The following is a 17,595-nucleotide window of genomic DNA, read 5'->3' as shown; positions in this document are numbered from 1 at the left end:
CACGTGCGACGGTATTGGACGCTACTCAACCTGCTGCTCCTGCTCATCCTTGCCACTGGTGCGTTCGGTGCCTCAACCGACAATGACCAGCCAGTGCCCGTGCTGGATGCCCGAATGGGCTATCACGGCGCCATCGCGCATCGAATGGCGTTTATCGAGGAGCAAGGTGAGGAGCTCTCAGTTGGTGATATCCAGTTCCTGATTCGCGAGATGCCGGGGCGTGTGCAACGTACTGACGAACGCGTCATGGCCAACGGCATCGATTCCGGTGCAGTCTGGTTGGTGGCCGACGTAGTAAACCGGAACGGCGAGGCCATTACCCGACGCATGTCCGTGCGTATCGGCTGGCTTGATCGGGTCGACTTCTACGTCATGGCCGAGGGGCGCTCGCCCCGGCGCTTTATCAGTGGCGACAGCATTCCCGTTCACAAGCGCTCCTCTCCCACTCGCGTTCCCACAATCAACTACGCATTCCCGCCCGGGACAACGCGCCTGTTTTTACGAGTTGAAACCGCCGACCCGGTGGTCGTCCCCTTCTATTTCTCCAGCGTTGGGGCGGGTCACAATCAGGAACAGTTCGAAACCGCTTTCTACAGCTTCGTCTACGGCGTCATGTTTTCACTTGCTGCCTACAACCTGATGCTGTTCACCGGTCTCCGACGCAGACGATACCTGCTCTACAGCATTTATATGGTCATGTTCATCTTCATGACAGCCTCCTACGGGGGCATCGGTATGCTGCTGATCTGGCCGTCAGCCGTGGTCTGGCAACAGTGGGCACCGCCGTTGTTAATGCTCTGCTTCGCCTTTTCCGGCCTGGCCTTCGCCACCAGTTTCCTGAAGGTGAAACTCCGGCGGCGCCAGTTATTCAGGGCCATCCAGACGGTCTGCGCGATCTACTTTGCACTGTTTGTAGCCTGCTATTATCTGGGCGAGCGGGGCTGGGCACTGACACTTGCCTTCTCCCTCGTTCCGGTGTTCACCGGATTGATGCTGTACCTTGGCGTGTCCAGCTGGCTGAACGGCATAAGATCCGCACGCTACTACCTGCTTGGCACACTCGCCTCCGCGATTGGCGCCTCCATTACCGCACTCACCGTATACGGCGTTCTACCGTACAGTCAGATTGGCTTTTACGCCGTGGACATCGGCATGGTGCTGGACGCCATGCTGCTGGCCCTGGCACTGGCGGATCTGGTCCGGCAAACCCAGCACGCCCGGATGGCGGCGGAACGGAAAGCACAGGTGGACCACCTGACGGGCCTCGAGAACCGGCGGGGGTTCCTGCCGGTGGCGGAATCGCTTTGGAGCCTGGTCAAACGGAACAATCGGGATATGTGCGTGGCCATGATCGACATAGACCACTTCAAAATGATCAACGACCAATACGGCCACGCCGCCGGGGACCGGATACTGCGCAAGATCGCCAAGGTACTCGATAACTCCCGACGTCAGGAGGATTTGCTGGCCCGATGGGGTGGAGAGGAGTTCGTTTTACTGTTACCGGAGACCGACCTTCCGGAAGCGTGCAACGTTGCCGAACGGCTCCGCCAGAACGTTGAAGCACTCACCATCCACGAAGACGCGGACATCATTCACTGCACCATCAGCGTTGGCGTCGCCAACCGCGACTCGGAAGAGGTAAGCCTCGATAAAACCATCATGATCGCCGATCAGGCGCTCTACCAGGCCAAACTTGAGGGCCGCAACCTGGTTTGCGCTGGTAACGCCTCGGACGCCTCGGCTCCGGCCGTGGCGGTCTGAACCTGGCCGACGCTCAGCGGGGCCGAATCAGAAACCAGCTGAGCAGAACCAGACCAGCAAACAGGCTATAGCTGAGGATGAACACCCACTCCGGGGCACTGTAGTAGAGAATGGCGTGCAGCCAGTGCTGAATGAACGAGCCGTCGTAACTGGCCTCGCCTGCCTTGTCCCTGAGCGTCATTTCCCAGGTTGTCAGCGGGCAGATCACCCCGAGCCAGGATTGCACGACCACTATGCCGATCGCGATCAGGTGACACATCCGGAACCAGAAGCTCCGAACCCACTCCCAATTCAGGAAATGGCCCATGTAAATGGCCAGCAGACCCAGAACCACAAATGCCACGAATACCACATGCAAAACGAGCAGTGAGTCTGCCAGCACTATATAAACCGAGCCTGAAAACATGGATTCACCAGACACTATGCCTCGGCCCGGCTTGGCACTTTCTCAGCAATGGGCAATAAACATAAAGTCCGTTTCTGCAGCCGCAAGCTGACTTGTCCAGGCCGATACCCTGAACGAATTGGCGTCGACACTTTCAACCACCACACTAACCCCCGGCGTCATGGAGGTAGCAACGACCTGCATGTCGAGCGCAGGATCATTCAGGTTGAGATTGTGAGTAATCTCATAGATCTCAGTTTGTTGCTGTTTGAAGACCGTCCATCCCGGCAGGCCGGCCAGAGCGGCCGGGGCAGCAAAGCCATCACCCGCCTCAACCTTTGCTGAATAGATTGCTGATGTAGGCATTCCAAAGCTCCTTTTTAGTTTCCAGTTCAATATTGTTCCCGGGTCTATCCCGTAAACAAACCGCACCAGATGCCTCCTCATATACGCAATGACTACATATTAAAGATAATACGCATCTATTTTAGACTCTTAATATAACCGGTCTAACCGTTACCCATCACCCACTGTTCCGCGGCTTTGAGTTCCCCCACGGCAAAGTGCTTGATATCTGCAGACAGGAAATGTGACGCCAGATGTTCCCCTATGTCGCCAAGGGAGGAATCCGTTACCAGGGCAACTTTCCTGATGAATTTGTGATGGTCTCTTACAAAGCGAAAATGGGTAACCATCGCACCAATGCTTTTCCATCCAGGAAAGGACGGGCTACTGATAATGAGACCTTCCAGCGATCCCGTTTTCTCAATGAAGGGATCCGCCGTTTCCGCAAGCTGCTCGAAATCGCCCTTCTCCAGCGAGGACGTTGGCCGGACATAAAGAATGGAGTGGGCAGTATCCAGAGTGTGCTCGATCATGCTTTTACCCTCCCTTGGCCAAGGGACCTCAACACGATCACCGTCAGCCAAGCCCCTTTCGGTATTGCTCTCTGCCGCATCCTCAACCTGAGATGCGCGAACAATGTCCACAGTATAGGTTAGTCGGGCTGAGTTACCATGAACGCCTGAGCCCCCAAATACCCTTCAGATACATACGGCGCCCTCAGAATCAGAGGCCGTTGAAGGTCAAGTCATCTGGCGCCTAGAACGCGTTATTCCACTGTTCAGTATCAATAAACCAACGTTCTTCATGGATTTTTTCGCCGTCAAATTTGAAGAGCACTGCAAGTTGGGAGGCATCAATTTTTTCTGATTTCCATTCAACTATTGAAACAACTTCACTGTTTCCTTCAATGTGACGTAAGCCGTTGATTTCGAATCCGGGAGGGAGTAGTTCACCCAGGCCATCAAGCGCCGCACGAAAAGAACTTCTGCCACTCAGCACGTTGGTCTGCCCCGGCATGATGAATTTCATATCATCAACATAATCAGATACCAACGCGTCGAAATTGCCTGAACCTACCGCCTCCCAACCTCTTTGCACAATATCCGACAAACTCATCCTCGCCACCCTCCTGTAATGGGTTAGCGTCAAAAAAACTCGCCCTACTGCGCTTAAAATATAGTTCCTGTATGCCGAATATCTATTGTCTTTTACAGGATCAACAATCGACGAACCTGATGTGGGGTATAGCCCAGCCACCCGCGTCCGGGGAAACGCGCCCGATAGCCATCGCCGCGTATTGCTGCGGTTGGTTATATTTTGCTGACTTCGACTTCAGGCTCTCGCCCACCACGCAACACCAAATATAGTAGCGGACCTGCAGATACGAACACCGCTGTCAGAACGAAAAACGGGATGAGATAGCCCAACCCTTTGCCGCGGCTTTTGGCGTCTTGATACATCCAAACACAGGCCAACGCGGCGAGAATGTAGAGATCTATGACAACCTGGGCGGTGTCCGGGCTAGACATCAGTTGGACACCGAAAGCCAGAAGCGACTGTTCTGCGCCTGCCATAACCCAAAAGGTGAAGCCCATGAATAGGCAGAGAACGATTAGGGGTAATGTCGATATTCTCATGATCTTCCTTGATTGAGGTTTAAGAAATATAACGCCCGCAGCATGCGCGGCTTTGTAATGGAGGCGGAGCCGCAATGGAAAAGACGTCGCCATGCCTGCGATTGTTATGTTTTTTTGTGAAAAAGTGACATTTTATTCTTGCAATCTTCAATCATATAAAGTCGCCCCTGAATGTCTTCTACATAAACCATTTCGCCTTCATAGAACTCCCCGTCTATAAAGGCAATCATGTCATTGTAAGAGTTTTCCTCTGATAGTTCGTTTTCAAAAAAATCGCCTTCCTTTAAAGCAACGCAAGTATTCTTTTTGGAAAAATCATGCCTTATCGAGTCCAGAACTTTTTTATTATCCCCATCTGGACCGATCTCGTAAACTACATCAAAATCTGGATCCTTTGCTGGAATATCAAAGCTCAAACCCTTTGCCTGAATTTTAAAACCTTTAATTATAATTGGTCTTCTACCGACATTAGCCACGGTCACCTTAAATACGTTGAACCTTGTGCCGCTTTCGTCAAAGTTTGAGTGTGATACAACTTCCGCCCAAGCTTTTACTTTGGCCTTATCTCTCTCAATATTGTATGCGGAATATATAAACCCGCATGTCGCGATCAATAGAGAAAACAAAGATAAAATTAACGATGCTTCCATATGCCACCTAAAAAATAACAGCTAATTCAACGACAAATGACGCCTATCCCCAACGCGCCTATGTCCGCGCCACGAAAGCCCAAAAAATATTTGTTATTTAAATTCATAAAGATAGGCAGACTTTAAAGTAAACCTTCCGGAGATAAGCGTCAATTGTCGTTTTTTTACCGAGAACTTCAGTTCGCTTATTTCCACCGCACCCATTCCACTATTTCATACTTTTCAGTAGGTTGAAAAAGAAAAACCCCATTTTCATGGGGTTTTGCGACAACTGTCGTATATCTCCGCCCTTCGGCGTGCGCGTCATTCCATCCGATGCCCGGAATGATCCATCGTCTGCTTCATTCCGCCGCCATCCAGGGGCTCCACGCTCAGCTCAACCTGAACCGTTTCTCCACTGTCGAATTTCAGTGTGAGCGGGATGCGCTCACCCTCTACTAAGGGTTCTGGCAGTTTTTCCAGCATTAGGTGATAGCCGTGGGGTTTCAGCTCCACGGTTTCACCGGCCGGAATGGTGAGCCCCTGTTTCATTGGCTTCATGCTCATCACGCCATCGCGCATGCTGGATTCGTGAATCGAGACGTGGCCGGCCCGCGGTGTTTTTGCGTCGGTGAGGGTAAGGTCCACGTCGCTGGTGTTGGTGATAGCCAGGTAGCCAACTCCCATGGGCGTTCCCGGCGGGGTTGGGCGGCTCCAGGGGTGGTCGATGTTCAGATTGCCCTTGGTGTAGTCATGGGCGCTAGCCAGCACTGGCATCAGGGCAAGCAACAAGGCAACAAAGAGGGCTTTCACTTTCATGGTTCAGGGGGTCCTTCGGCAATGAGGTCTCTAGCCAGAGCTTAATGAAGGCGCGAGCAGGAACAAGCGTTTTTGTGCGGCGAATCGTCGCAGCGAGTCATTCAACGGCAGCGGTGAGAAGTTCCCTCACCTCGTCGATAGGCACGGGCCGGCTGAAGTAAAAGCCCTGGAATCGTTGGCATCCTATGGCAATAAGCGTATCCGCCTGCTCCTTGTGCTCCACACCTTCGGCCACCAGTTCCATCTCGTGGTTGCGGGCGATGGCGATGATGCTCTCCACCATTTTACGGGCCTGTTTATCCTCATTGATGTTATCCACAAAAATCTTGTCGACCTTCAGCTCATCAATCGGCAATGAGCGCAACAGGCTCAGGGACGAGTAGCCAGTGCCGAAATCGTCCATGGACAGCCGAATGCCGGACTCCCGCAACTGATTCAGCACCGGCAGGATTTTGCTTTGCCGGGACATGAACATGGTTTCGGTAATCTCAAGGGTCAACTCGTTTGGGGCCACATGATGATGGTGCAGTTTTTCGAGAACCGTTTCCGCAAACCCGGGCTGCATGAATTGCAGCACTGAAATATTGACGGAGAGCTCCAGCGGAAAGGCCTTGTGCCGTGGCAGGCCGCTGAAATCCTCCAGGCTGCGATCAAGAACATAGTTGCCGAGCTGAACCATCAGGCCGGAGGCTTCGGCCACCGATACAAACTCGTCCGGCGGCACGTAGCCCAGTTCATCGTCATACCAACGCGCCAGAGCTTCCATACCCACAACCCGGCCCTCGGCATCAACCTGGGCCTGATACGCCATGGTGATCAGATGTGGCTCGAGCGCACCTCGCAGGCGTTGCTCAATGTGAACCCGGCGCAGGTATCGCGTCTCAATGTCGCTCTGGAACAGGCACACGTCGTTGCGGTTCTTTTTCGCCTTGTGCAGCGCCAGGTGGGCACTGCGCACGATGCTGCTGAACGAATCGCCATTGGCCGGGAAAATCGCCGCGCCGATGCTGGCCCCGATCTGCATGCCGAGCGCTCCGTTCAGGACACGCTGCCCCGTCTCGCTCAACAGGCTCTGGCAATACTCGTAAACCTGCTGTTCATCGGATATCCCCGTAACCACCGCAAACTCATCTCCGCCAAGACTCGCCACAACAGCTTCCTCACCGGCTGCCTGCCATAGGCATCGGGACCAGTCTGCCAGCACTCTGTCACCGAAATCCTGTCCAAACCGATCGTTGATACCACGGAAGTTATCAATGTCCACGAGTACGATGCAGAAGGGCGTTCGAGCATCAATCCGCGCGTGAATCTCGTCGATCAAGCCTACCCGGTTCATCAGGCCGGTCAGGTCGTCATGTCTGGACTGATGGAACAACTCGTCCCGCCGCTTCTTTTCGACACGGTCAATCAGGCTAAACAGGTAGTAGAGCAGGCCGGATACCAAGAGGAACAGCCCGACGAAAATCGCCAGTTGTTTGAAGAACTCCCGAAGGACGGCCGCCATGCCGGATTCCGAGATCACCCACAGTTCAAACCGTGAATCGTAGACAGCCGCGCCAAGATAACTGCCACTGTCACGCTCTGAGTAATAGATAACGGTGTTGCCATCTCTTTTAATGGCTTCGATGCTCTTCCCCGACTCTCGCTCCAGGCGCTCGGTGTCTGACCTGATTTGCTCATCAGGGCGCCGAATCGTGGAATAGACTTCCGGGCCGACATCCTCACGGGAAAGAAACTGGAGATAGCCATCCCGTTCACGAAAGAGCATCAGGCTTTCGTCATCGGGACGATCGCTACTGAAAATACCTTTCTTGCCCTCAATCCGGATTCCGGCCGTCATTACCGCGAGCACGTCGCCGGCGTCGTTCCGCAAGGCCTTGCGGACGGGAATGATCCACTCACCGAGAGGCTCGAAAAAGTAGGTACGCCCCAGGACCATCTTGTCTTCGGTCAGCGCGAGCTGAAAACTCGGGCGCGTGTACTCCGACTCCATCAGATTGGGCAGCTGGTCCAAAATGATGTTAGAGCTGAGCGCAATCAATTGGCCGTTAGGCCGGGCCAGCCCCAGACCCGCGAGCGACGGGCTGGACTCCATGGCACTGTCCAGCAGCGGCAGTGCCAGGGGTTCTACCGGGAACTCACTCCGGCGCAGCAGCTCACGTCCGATCACATCCAGCACCAGCTCCTGGGTGCCAAGGATACTGGCTACCGACTGGGCAAAAAACTCCACCCGGGTTTCGTGGTGCCGTTCATACTGTTCAACCGTGGCATGCCAGGAAGACGAAACGAGAACAATCAACAGGACGAGGCCGCCGCCATAAACCAGCCAGAAGAGCGTCCAGATATTACGCTTGAGTGCTGTCAAATTTCCTCCCGGGCGTCCCCGCGAGATGTCGAGGGCATCCAGCCAATGAACAGAGTATAGGCCGAGTATCTTCCCTCGTATGCCCTGAGACTTTCTGGTCAATATTTAAACGACTGAAAACCGATGATAACGGAACCTTTGGCACGATTGCGTGACAACAGAGTAACCCTGGCTTAATGAATACATCAGGACAGCCGACCTAGAATGAATCTGAAACCTAAGAAACGGACCCAGCAGCAGGAGCGCACCATGAACGTCATGTCAGTTCTCAATCAGGTAATGAAACAAGCCCAGAGCGGTCAATCTGGAGCTGGCGGGTCGATGGATGTTGGCCAGATGGTTGACAAGGTCAGCTCGCAATTCCGAGGTGGACAGGGCTCTGGCAGCAGTATGGTCGACATGAAGAGTCTGCTGGGCGGCGGTGCCCTGGGGCTGATGCTGGGCTCCAAGCGTGGCCGAAAGATGGGGGGGACAGCCTTGAAGTATGGGGCTCTGGCAGGTGTGGGTGTACTGGCCTGGAAAGCCTATCAGAACTACCAATCCAATACCCAGGGCGGCGGACGGCCAGCCGGCTCGCAACAGGGTGAGCCGCTGGAACAGTTACAGGGTCAGGAACAGGAACAGCGAGGGCTGGAAATTCTGCAGGCCATGATTATGGCCGCCCGGGCAGATGGGCATATCGATGCCAATGAGCGCGCCCTGCTCACCCGGGAGATCGAGAAACTCGGGCCGGATGACGAACTGCATGCCTGGATACAGCAGCAGTTTGACGCGCCGCTGGATGCCGACGCACTGGCCGGCAACGCTGACTCTCCCCAGGCAAGCCGGGAAATCTACGTTGTCAGCGCAGCGATGATTGATGAGCAGAATCCGATGGAGCGGGCCTGGCTGGATCAGCTGGCCAGCGCCCTGAACCTTGAGGCCGGCATGGCCAGAGAACTTGAGCAACAGGTCCTGTCAGCGACGGCGTAGTGCAGCGAATGGTTAACCGGTAAGGCCTTCAGTCGTCCCACCTGTCGTACTGCTGGCCCTGCCGTAACAACCAGTAGGTAACACCTAACGCCAGGGTTGTGGCCGCAATGCCGAGCAAGTACATCGGGGTCAGCTCATCGAAGTCCAGCACAATCACCTTCCTCGCAATCGCCATCAAAGCAGTGGCAACCACCAACTGGACGGGGAAGATATTGGTTCCCAGATAAAGCCGGATGTTGATAAAAATCTCGACAGCAATGAGCACGGCCATGAAGCCGCCAAACGTGTAAAAGATATCGTTGATGGTAAGAAGAAAAAACGGCGGTTCGACCAGCCGTTCATAAATAATGTAAATGACGTCGCCAACGCTCCAAAGGATGACGGCGACCATCAGCAGGGCCAGCACCCGAATCGCAAAGCGAATGATATGGTGCAGCGCCCGGAAGAACGGATCGGGGAAATCAACCGGGAGTTCCTGATGCAACTCGTGCTTCTTTTCTATAACTGGCGCAGTTGCCTTCAGATCATCACTACCGTCTTCAGCCATAGACGCTCTCCGCAGAGCCTGTAAAAGCCTTTTAAAATCAGACTTTTTTTACGAATTCCGATTTCAGTTTCATCGCACCAATCCCATCAATCTTGCAGTCAATGTCGTGGTCGCCGTCCACGAGACGAATGTTCTTCACCTTGGTTCCAACCTTCACAACCGAGCTGGACCCTTTGACCTTCAGATCCTTGATCACGGTGACCGTATCGCCGTCCTGCAGTTCGTTGCCGTTGGCATCACGGACCACCGCACCTGCCTCGGCTGCGGCGGTTTCGGCTTCCGACCATTCATGACCACACTCGGGACACACGAGCTGAACGCCGTCTTCGTAGGTGTATTCAGAGCTGCATTGCGGGCAGGGAGGAAGCTGGGCCATGAGTGGTTTCCTTAAAGAGTAAAGAACGCGCATGATACCAGAAAGCGCCCTGCTGCGTTCCGCCTGTCCCTACTTTCCCGGTGCCACCCGAGCCAGAATCTCCGGTGAGTCCGACAGCGGAAGCGCGATAATGACACCCTCGTTGGACGCCGGATAGATCCCCGTCAGCGCCGTGGTGTTCACTTGGTGGGACACCAGAATGATGGGTTCGCCCTCGCCCATGGCATTTACACCTTCGATGGTTTCCCGGGTTTGTTGAGGCCCATCACCACGATTCTGAAAGAACGAATTCAGCTGCGGCCAGCCGGTGACCTCGCCCATGTCCATCTCGGTAGCGGTGTCCATGCACCGGCACCACTGGCTGGAATACACCCGCGCTCCGGTGATGCCGTGCTCCGCCAGGAACGGTTTCCAGGCTCGGGCCTGCTCCCGGCCAGTCTCATTAAGATTCCGCTGGGTGCTGCAGTCATCCAGCTTGAAGTTCGCCGGGTCCCCAGTGCCGGGCGCGAGGGCATGGCGCATCATCAATACCGCATTGCCCTCGCGAAGCGCCTGCCAGGCGTCGGTCTGATCGTCGCTGGCGGCGGCCGGTAACGACAGAATCAGTGCCAGTAATCCTGAAGCCAAAGCCTTCAATGTCATGTCAGAGCCTCCCTATGCCGAGTACGAGTCGCCATAGGGTTTGATACGCCAGAACCACCTATCAGGCTCACACCAACAGAAGGTACACTTGCCGCCAGAGCCAATTAATGAAGGAATCCGCCATGCCAATCTGGGTCGATGCCGACGCCTGCCCCGTGCCCATCCGGGAAATCCTCTGCCGGGCCGCCACCCGTTGGCAGGTCCAGACCACCTTCATTGCCAACCACAGCATCACCCTGCCGCCAAGCCCCTACATCCAGCGCCGTCAGGTGCCCCAGGGATTCGATGTGGCGGACAACGAGATCATGGACCAGATGAGCCCGGGTGACCTGGTGATCACCCAGGACATTCCCCTCGCGGCAGAAGCCATTGAAAAAGGTGCAGACGTGTTCAACCCCCGGGGCCAGGCCTTCACCAAAGAGAACATCCGCCAGCGCCTGGCCATGCGCAACTTCATGGAAGAAATGCGCAGTGCCGGGCAGGTGACCGGTGGCCCTGCACCGTTCAGCCAGACTGATCGCAAAGAGTTCGCCGACAAACTGGACCGCTGGCTGCAACGGAATATCAAGCGATAACGACCCGCACCTCTTAACGTTCACTTCGCACTTGTTGGTAATGATTCTCTTTTATTTTTGAGACGTACCCGCTACCCTTTGCGCTTTTCCACCCTTGCGGAGTGTTTTCATGTCCGGCCATGCCAGCCAAGCCACCAGCAGTTTTGGAGCCCTCGCCCGCCTCTTGCGCTACGCCCGGGGCTACCGGCGCCAGATTATCGCGGCCAGTACCTGCTCCATCATCAACAAGTTGTTCGATATTGCGCCGGAGATTCTGATTGGTGTCGCCATCGACGTGGTGGTTAATCAGGAACAGAGTTTCGTGGCAGGGCTGGGGTTCGAAACCGCGCGGGAGCAGATCACCATCCTGGCGATCCTGACGTTCTTCATCTGGGCCGGAGAATCCCTCTTTGAATACCTGTTCCAGATTCTCTGGCGCAACCTCGCCCAGCGTCTGCAGTCGGATTTACGGCAGGATGCCTACGAACATGCCCAGCGACTGGACATGAGCTTTTTCGAGGCCCGGAGTTCCGGTCAGTTAGTGGCCACGATGAACGACGACGTGAACCAGCTTGAACGCTTCCTGGACGGGGGCGCCAACGCCATGATCCAGGTGCTGGTCACGGTGGTGGCCGTGGGCGCCGTGTTCTTTGTACTGTCGCCGCTGATTGCCCTGCTGGCGTTTACGCCCATTCCGCTGATTGTCTGGGGCGCGTTTTATTTCCAGCGTAAAGCTGGGCCCCTATACGCCGATGTTCGGGAAAAAGTCGGCGATCTGTCCAGCCGGCTGGCCAACAACCTGGGCGGTATTGCGACGATCAAGAGCTTCACCGCAGAACAGCGGGAAGCGTCTCGCCTGAAGGAAAGCAGCGAAGCCTACGTGGAGGCCAATCGCCGGGCTATCCGGATCAGCTCCGCCTTCATCCCGGTGATTCGCATGGCCATTCTTGCCGGTTTCCTGGCCACCTTTACCGTGGGCGGCATGATGGCCCTCGAGGGTACCCTGAACGTGGGTGCCTACGGCGTTCTGGTATTCCTGACCCAACGTCTGCTCTGGCCCCTGACCGGCCTGGCGGAAGTCATCGATCTGTTTGAACGGGCCATGGCCAGCACCCGACGCATCCTTGATCTGCTGGCAGAGCCGGTCTACGTGCACGACCAGGCCGGGCAGCCGCTGGAAGGACCGGTCAAAGGCGAGGTCCGCTTTGAAAAAGTAAGCTTTCACTACCCTTCCAGCGGCGCCGGTATCCGGGATATCGATCTGAACGTACCAGCAGGCCATACCCTCGCACTGGTCGGCGCGACCGGTTCCGGCAAGTCCACACTGATCAAGCTGCTATTACGCTTTTACGACCCGGGCCACGGCCGCATTCTGATCGACAACCAGCCCATTCAGTCGGTCAGCCTCAAGTCCCTGCGTGAGGCCATTGGCCTGGTGAGCCAGGACGTCTATCTGTTTGAAGGCAGCATTCGGGAAAACCTCTCCTACGGCAAGCCTGACGCCACCGACGAGGAAATCATCGAGGCGGCGAAAACCGCCGAAGCCTGGTCCTTCATCGAAGCCCTTCCCGAAGGGCTGGCAACCCCCGTGGGTGAGCGGGGCATTCGGCTCTCGGGTGGTCAGCGCCAGCGCCTGTCACTGGCCCGGGCTTTGCTGAAAAATCCTCCGATTCTGGTTCTGGACGAAGCCACCAGTGCCGTGGACAACGAAACGGAAGCGGCAATCCAGCGCTCTCTCAAGCGCATTGGCCACAACCGGACCGTGATCATGATCGCCCACCGCCTGTCCACCATTGTCGACGCGGATACCATTGCTGTCGTGGAGGCGGGCCAGGTAGTGGAAGCCGGAACCCATCAGCAACTGCTCGACCAACAGGGGGCCTACAACGCCCAGTGGCGGGTGCAGACGGGGCAGGCCTGAGGGCCTCTGCCTGTCCGCACAATCAATATTGATAGTAATTCGCATTTAGATTATCCTGCAGGCCTTCAGCTAGCCGGGAGCCTGCATGTCTGCCTTTTTCGAAGTGTCCAACCTCGGTGTCTGCATCGGCGACACCACCATCGTCAGCAATCTCAACATCGGCTTTGAGGAAGGTGAAGTAACCGCCCTCCTCGGCCATAACGGCTCCGGCAAATCGACCCTGCTGAAGGTCCTGGCCCGCCAGCTTTCTCCCTCCGCCGGGTTCGCCAGTTTGCTGGGCAACTCCTTTCGCGATACCGGCACCCGGGAGTTTGCCCGGACCGTTGGCTACCTGCCCCAACATCCCCCCGGAACCGACGGCCTCACCGTACGTGAACTGGTGGCGTTGGGTCGCTACCCCTGGCGCGGGCCTCTGGGGCGTTATACCGATGAAGACCACCAACTGATTGACCGGGCCATTGCGGACACCGGCCTGAACCGATTCGCGAATCGTTCGGTAGACACCCTGTCCGGCGGCGAGCGCCAGCGCGCCTGGATTGCCATGCTGCTGGCCCAGAAAACCCGCTGCCTACTACTCGACGAGCCGATTTCAGCCCTGGACGTGAAACATCAGGTGGAAACCCTGCGGCTTGTTCATCGCCTTGCCGAGCAAAGGGACCTTACGGTGATTGTGGTCCTGCACGATGTGGATCTGGCCGCCCGGTTCTGCGACCGTCTGGTAGCATTGCGTGGCGGCCAGCTTATTGCAGACGGAACGCCAGAGGACGTCATGACGAGCGGCACACTGGAGACCATCTACGGGGTGCCGATGGGTGTGATGGAACGGGCGCCTGGCCAATGGGTGTCCTATGTCCATTGACCACCTGCCCCGAATCACGGCCGTTCTTTGCCTGTGTCTTTTCACCACCGTGACCGGCGCGAAAACCTGGCAGCACGAACAGGGCACCCTTACCCTGGGCGAGACGCCCAAACGTGTTGTCGCCTTGAACTGGGCGGCGACCGAAGCCCTGCTCCTTCTGGGCGTGACGCCGGTGGGTGTGGCGGATAAAGCCGGTTATTCGGTGTGGGTTCGGGAACCAGAATTGCCGGAGTCGGTCCCCAATATCGGCACCCGGGTCGCCCCCAGTCTGGAGGCCATTGCCGAGCTGGAGCCCGACTTGATCGTTACCAGTTCCGAGATGGCGCCTGCTACCGACCTGCTGGAGCGCATCGCCCCCACCTACGTGATCAGCGTTTACAAAAAGGGTTCCAAGCCGTTTGCAAAGGCCCGGGAAATGCTCCTGACGCTGGGCGAAATCCTGGACCGGGAGAAACGCGCCCAGGCCATCCTCGCGGATATCGACGACACCCTTGCCACCCAGCGCCAGCGCCTCCAGCGACACGGAGTCGCTGACCAGCCGGTAGCGCTGGTGAACTTCCTGGACGACCGACACGTGCGAATCTATGCCCCGAACGGCCTGTATCAAACTGCCCTGAACGCACTCGGGTTAACCAATGCCTGGCCACACGCCGGCAACTACTGGGGATTTTCAGTGGTCGGCCTCGAAGCCATCGCTGCCTACCCGGACAGCCGGATTGTGGTTATTGAGCCCACCCGTCCCGGCCTTTCGCAACATCTCGAAGACAGCCCGTTCTGGACCTACCTGCCGGCCGTTCAGAAGGACCAGGTGTATCAGATCGATGCTGTGTGGCCATTCGGTGGGGTGTTTCCGGTGAAGCGGTTGGCGGTAAACCTGACCAATTCTCTGATTGATGGGGGCACCAATAATGTACGCTGAAACCCGGCTTGCCCCCCGTACGCCCCGACTTCCAGGCAAGCTTCCTCTGGCCGCGGCCCTGCTGTGGCTCGGCGCCTTGTTTGCCAGTGCGTCGCCATGGCTCGCCGAACTGGATCCGACGGCCCTGATAGCCGCCTTCTGGACGTACAACAGCAACGACTACACCTCGATACTCGCCCATTTCAGCTGGGCACCCCGGGTATCTGTGGCCGTCCTGATCGGCTGCGGCCTGGGACTTGCCGGTGCGGTCACCCAGCAGGTGCTGGGTAATCCCCTTGCCTCCCCGACCACTCTGGGTGTCGAAGCCGGCGGCCAGTTTGGCGTCACCATTGCCACCCTGTTCGCCCCGGCGGTACTGGCGTTCAGCCCGGACCTTGCGGCCATCGCCGGCGGTCTGCTGGCCATCGGGCTGGTTATCGCGCTGACCTGGCGCCTGGGTTTTTCACCGGTTACGGTGATCCTCGCCGGCCTGGTGATCACCTTCTTCATGGGCGCCCTGAACATGGCCTTCCTGCTCCTCAAAGGCGAATGGCTGGGCAACCTCTTTATCTGGGGCGCGGGTTCACTGGTTCAGAACAACTGGGCCCCGTTCATGGAGCTTTGGCCTCGCGTTCTGATCCTGGCGCTGGCGCTGGTATTGCTGATGCGACCGCTGCAGCTTCTGCAACTGGGCCAGGCCTCTGCCAGCTCGCTGGGTGCCCGTGTCGGGATGATTCGCATGCTGGCATTGTTTCTCGTGGTCCTGATGAGCGCCACAGTTGTTAGCCGGGTTGGAGTGGTGGCCTTCGTCGGCCTGGCGGCTCCGGTCCTGGCGCGCTTGCTTGGCGCCCGGACCCTGGTGGAACGCCTGCTATGGAGTTCGCTATTTGGCGGTGGCCTGCTGCTTCTGGCGGATACCCTGGCGCACCGGGCGTCCACCTGGGGCGATGGTTCGCTGGTGCCCACCGGCACAACGACGGCGCTGATCGGCGGGCCCATCATCCTGCTGGCCCTTCAGAGTTTCCGGAACACTCACCACATGCCCGGCCAGAGCTCCAGCCCCACCGGGTTTGTTCCCATACGACGCCCGGCTGCTGTTATCGGCTCCGTGCTGCTTGTGCTTCTGTTCGCAACCTTTGTTGTCTCTATGGGCTGGTCGCCGGGGCTGCAGGATTGGAGCTGGACTCCCCTGAACCAATGGAACGATGCCTGGGTCTGGCGCGGCCCCCGAATGCTCGCGGCCATCCTCGCCGGTGTTTCCCTTGGCCTGGCCGGCACCCTCATTCAACGCATGACGGGCAACGTGATGGCCAGCCCGGAAATGCTCGGTATCAGTGGCGGTGCGGCACTGGTGATGGTGCTGATTATTCTGAGCGGCGCTGATGTCGGTCGTGCCGGCCAGCTGACCGCTGCCACGGTGGGCGCTGCCGGCGCCCTCGGACTGTTGATCCTGCTGGCGCGGAGACACCGCTTTGCCGGCAATCAGTTGCTGCTCGGCGGGCTGGCACTTTACGTCTTCATGGATTCCGGACTGCGGCTGGTCATGGCCTCCGGAGGCACCGTGGCGTCCAAATTGCTGAACTGGATGTATGGCTCCACCTGGCTGATCTCTGAATCCGAGGCGCTGACATTGCTGAGCCTGATCCTGCTCATCAGTCTGTGCCTTGTTACCGTCATCCGTCCGCTGACCATCCTGCCCCTGGGCGACACGTCGGCGTCATCCCTGGGACTGCCCGTCGGCCGAGCCCGCCTGGCCCTGCTCCTGCTGGCCGCGCTGTTGACCGCCGCCGCTACCGTGGTCATCGGCCCCCTGAGTTTCGTGGGTCTGATCGCACCGCACCTGGCCCGCGTGCTCGGCCAACAAACGGTCGGCCGACAGATGATTGTGGCCGCCCTCGCCGGCGGCCTGTTGCTGGCCGTCGCCGATTACCTGTCCCGAATTGTGGTCTACCCCGCGCAGTTGCCGGCCGGTTTGCTGGCGGCTCTTGTCGGTGGTCTCTATTTCCTGTGGGGGCTGAGCCGCCATGGTCGTAGCTGACATAACCAGTGCTGACTGGCCACGGCGGTATCGGCAACTGCTGGCCACCGCCGGCCTGGATGCTGAATCCGTCATCGACCAGGCGTTACAGCCTCCCAATCTTGAGCGCCCTGCACTCCTTTCACTGGCCCAGTGTCTGGAACAGCCGGCACTGCTGCACCAACAGCTTGCCGAAGACTACTCCGTCCCCCCTGACACCCGCTCATTGCGGGCGTATGCCTCCGTCATTCAACAGGATCTCGCGCTGTCGGTGATTGCACCGCTGACACTGAGACTGTTTCGCGATGGCGCGGCGACCCTCCCCGACACAAGCAGGATTTTCCTTGGCCCTACCTCCGACGCAGCAGCAACGGGGAGATGGTTTCATGCGCCGTCACAGCCTGCGGTGGGTGTGAAAGAGTTTATTCCGCAATTGAGCGAGCTCGTAACGTCCTGGTATCCGATTTTCCGGCAAGGCCTCGGAGTCAGCCCGGGGGCCTACTGGAGCAGTACTGGACTGGGTCTGGGAGCGCCTTTCTCGGCGGTGTGGAACCTTGCAGATGCAAAAACCGTATGCGGCCTGGCACAGGTCTGGCTGGAGGAGTTTGCCTGTGATGCCAATCGGTTCATCGACTGGATACCGGCAGAGTTTAATGGCCACCCATGCGCCATTCCGCAACGAAAAGGATGCTGTCTGAAATATCTGCTGCCGGAAGGTGGGTACTGCGGTACGTGTGGCGTTTATCGTAAAGCACGCCTGGCCGAGGTTAGCCCCCAATCCCGGAGCCAAGCACCAGGCCAGTGGCTGCCAGCGCAATAAGCAGACCGGCGCCCGCGGCGATTTTCAGTCCTTCGATCATTTCCT

General features: G+C 57.5%; 19 protein-coding genes. 8 read left to right on the top strand and 11 right to left on the bottom strand.

The genetic code is table 11. The annotated features are described in order from the left end of the window. Nucleotides 1-3: 3 nt before the first annotated feature. A complete protein-coding gene (locus KZO34_RS14415; RefSeq protein ID WP_308318825.1) occupies nt 4-1,764 on the top strand; it encodes a diguanylate cyclase in 1,761 nt (586 codons plus the stop codon). 13 nt (nt 1,765-1,777) lie between these two features. Here the strand turns inward: KZO34_RS14415 and KZO34_RS14410 are convergent, their stop codons facing one another. The 8 genes from KZO34_RS14410 to KZO34_RS14375 all read right to left on the bottom strand — a co-directional run bounded on the left by KZO34_RS14410 (nt 1,778) and on the right by KZO34_RS14375 (nt 7,944). Beyond that, a complete protein-coding gene (locus KZO34_RS14410; protein WP_219477546.1) occupies nt 1,778-2,170 on the bottom strand; it encodes a DUF2784 domain-containing protein in 393 nt (130 codons plus the stop codon). A 42-nt stretch (nt 2,171-2,212) separates the two neighbouring features. After that, on the bottom strand, nt 2,213-2,515 hold the full coding sequence (locus KZO34_RS14405) for a hypothetical protein (RefSeq protein WP_219477545.1): 303 nt from the start codon (nt 2,513-2,515) through the stop codon (nt 2,213-2,215). Between the two features lie 143 nt (nt 2,516-2,658). Further along, complete coding sequence (locus KZO34_RS14400) at nt 2,659-3,027, bottom strand: SpoIIAA family protein (protein ID WP_219477544.1); 369 nt, start codon at nt 3,025-3,027, stop codon at nt 2,659-2,661. 223 nt (nt 3,028-3,250) lie between these two features. Beyond that, a complete protein-coding gene (locus tag KZO34_RS14395) occupies nt 3,251-3,610 on the bottom strand; it encodes a nuclear transport factor 2 family protein (protein ID WP_219477543.1) in 360 nt (119 codons plus the stop codon). Nucleotides 3,611-3,804: 194 nt separating this feature from the next. Then, a complete protein-coding gene (locus KZO34_RS14390; RefSeq protein WP_219477542.1) occupies nt 3,805-4,131 on the bottom strand; it encodes a DUF2834 domain-containing protein in 327 nt (108 codons plus the stop codon). A gap of 104 nt (nt 4,132-4,235) precedes the next feature. After that, nucleotides 4,236-4,781: a hypothetical protein gene (locus KZO34_RS14385; protein WP_219477541.1), complete on the bottom strand. Its 546-nt coding sequence runs from the start codon at nt 4,779-4,781 to the stop codon at nt 4,236-4,238. 303 nt (nt 4,782-5,084) lie between these two features. After that, complete coding sequence (locus tag KZO34_RS14380) at nt 5,085-5,579, bottom strand: copper chaperone PCu(A)C (RefSeq protein WP_219477540.1); 495 nt, start codon at nt 5,577-5,579, stop codon at nt 5,085-5,087. A gap of 97 nt (nt 5,580-5,676) precedes the next feature. Then, nucleotides 5,677-7,944: a putative bifunctional diguanylate cyclase/phosphodiesterase gene (locus KZO34_RS14375; RefSeq protein WP_219477539.1), complete on the bottom strand. Its 2,268-nt coding sequence runs from the start codon at nt 7,942-7,944 to the stop codon at nt 5,677-5,679. Nucleotides 7,945-8,148: 204 nt separating this feature from the next. Here KZO34_RS14375 and KZO34_RS14370 point away from each other — a divergent pair, with 204 nt between their 5' ends. Then, the gene (locus KZO34_RS14370; RefSeq protein ID WP_257900433.1) at nt 8,149-8,916 is read left to right on the top strand and encodes a tellurite resistance TerB family protein; all 768 of its coding nucleotides are present in this window, start codon (nt 8,149-8,151) and stop codon (nt 8,914-8,916) included. 28 nt (nt 8,917-8,944) lie between these two features. On the opposite strand, the gene KZO34_RS14365 is transcribed toward KZO34_RS14370, so the two are convergent. The 3 genes from KZO34_RS14365 to KZO34_RS14355 all read right to left on the bottom strand — a co-directional run bounded on the left by KZO34_RS14365 (nt 8,945) and on the right by KZO34_RS14355 (nt 10,481). Continuing rightward, nucleotides 8,945-9,463 carry a phosphate-starvation-inducible PsiE family protein gene (locus KZO34_RS14365; protein ID WP_219477538.1) on the bottom strand — a complete coding sequence of 173 codons (519 nt, stop codon included), beginning with the start codon at nt 9,461-9,463 and terminating at the stop codon, nt 8,945-8,947. 37 nt (nt 9,464-9,500) lie between these two features. Next, on the bottom strand, nt 9,501-9,839 hold the full coding sequence (locus KZO34_RS14360) for a zinc ribbon domain-containing protein YjdM (RefSeq protein ID WP_219477537.1): 339 nt from the start codon (nt 9,837-9,839) through the stop codon (nt 9,501-9,503). A gap of 69 nt (nt 9,840-9,908) precedes the next feature. After that, nucleotides 9,909-10,481 carry a histidine phosphatase family protein gene (locus KZO34_RS14355; protein WP_219477536.1) on the bottom strand — a complete coding sequence of 191 codons (573 nt, stop codon included), beginning with the start codon at nt 10,479-10,481 and terminating at the stop codon, nt 9,909-9,911. Between the two features lie 122 nt (nt 10,482-10,603). Between KZO34_RS14355 and KZO34_RS14350 the strand changes: the two genes are divergently transcribed. The 6 genes from KZO34_RS14350 (at nt 10,604) to KZO34_RS14325 (ending at nt 17,550) form a co-directional block, all read left to right on the top strand. Next, a complete protein-coding gene (locus KZO34_RS14350) occupies nt 10,604-11,056 on the top strand; it encodes a YaiI/YqxD family protein (protein ID WP_219477535.1) in 453 nt (150 codons plus the stop codon). A 109-nt stretch (nt 11,057-11,165) separates the two neighbouring features. After that, nucleotides 11,166-12,956, top strand: coding sequence for an ABC transporter ATP-binding protein (locus KZO34_RS14345; protein WP_219477534.1), 1,791 nt, complete (start codon nt 11,166-11,168; stop codon nt 12,954-12,956). An 85-nt stretch (nt 12,957-13,041) separates the two neighbouring features. Beyond that, complete coding sequence (locus tag KZO34_RS14340) at nt 13,042-13,815, top strand: ABC transporter ATP-binding protein (protein ID WP_219477533.1); 774 nt, start codon at nt 13,042-13,044, stop codon at nt 13,813-13,815. Next, entirely contained in the window at nt 13,805-14,734 is a 930-nt protein-coding gene (locus tag KZO34_RS14335; protein WP_219477532.1) for an ABC transporter substrate-binding protein, read from the top strand. The genes KZO34_RS14340 and KZO34_RS14335 overlap by 11 nt, the downstream gene beginning before the upstream one ends. Then, nucleotides 14,724-16,751 (top strand): Fe(3+)-hydroxamate ABC transporter permease FhuB, encoded by a 2,028-nt coding sequence (gene fhuB / locus KZO34_RS14330; protein WP_219477531.1) that lies wholly within the window; start codon nt 14,724-14,726, stop codon nt 16,749-16,751. The genes KZO34_RS14335 and fhuB overlap by 11 nt, the downstream gene beginning before the upstream one ends. Continuing rightward, a complete protein-coding gene (locus KZO34_RS14325; RefSeq protein ID WP_219477530.1) occupies nt 16,738-17,550 on the top strand; it encodes a (2Fe-2S)-binding protein in 813 nt (270 codons plus the stop codon). The genes fhuB and KZO34_RS14325 overlap by 14 nt, the downstream gene beginning before the upstream one ends. Nucleotides 17,551-17,595: the final 45 nt, after the last annotated feature.

The sequence above is a fragment of the Marinobacter sp. F4206 genome, from assembly GCF_019392195.1.
In the GTDB taxonomy this organism is placed as follows: Bacteria; Pseudomonadota; Gammaproteobacteria; order Pseudomonadales; family Oleiphilaceae; genus Marinobacter.
This window is presented reverse-complemented; position numbering and strand designations above follow the sequence as displayed.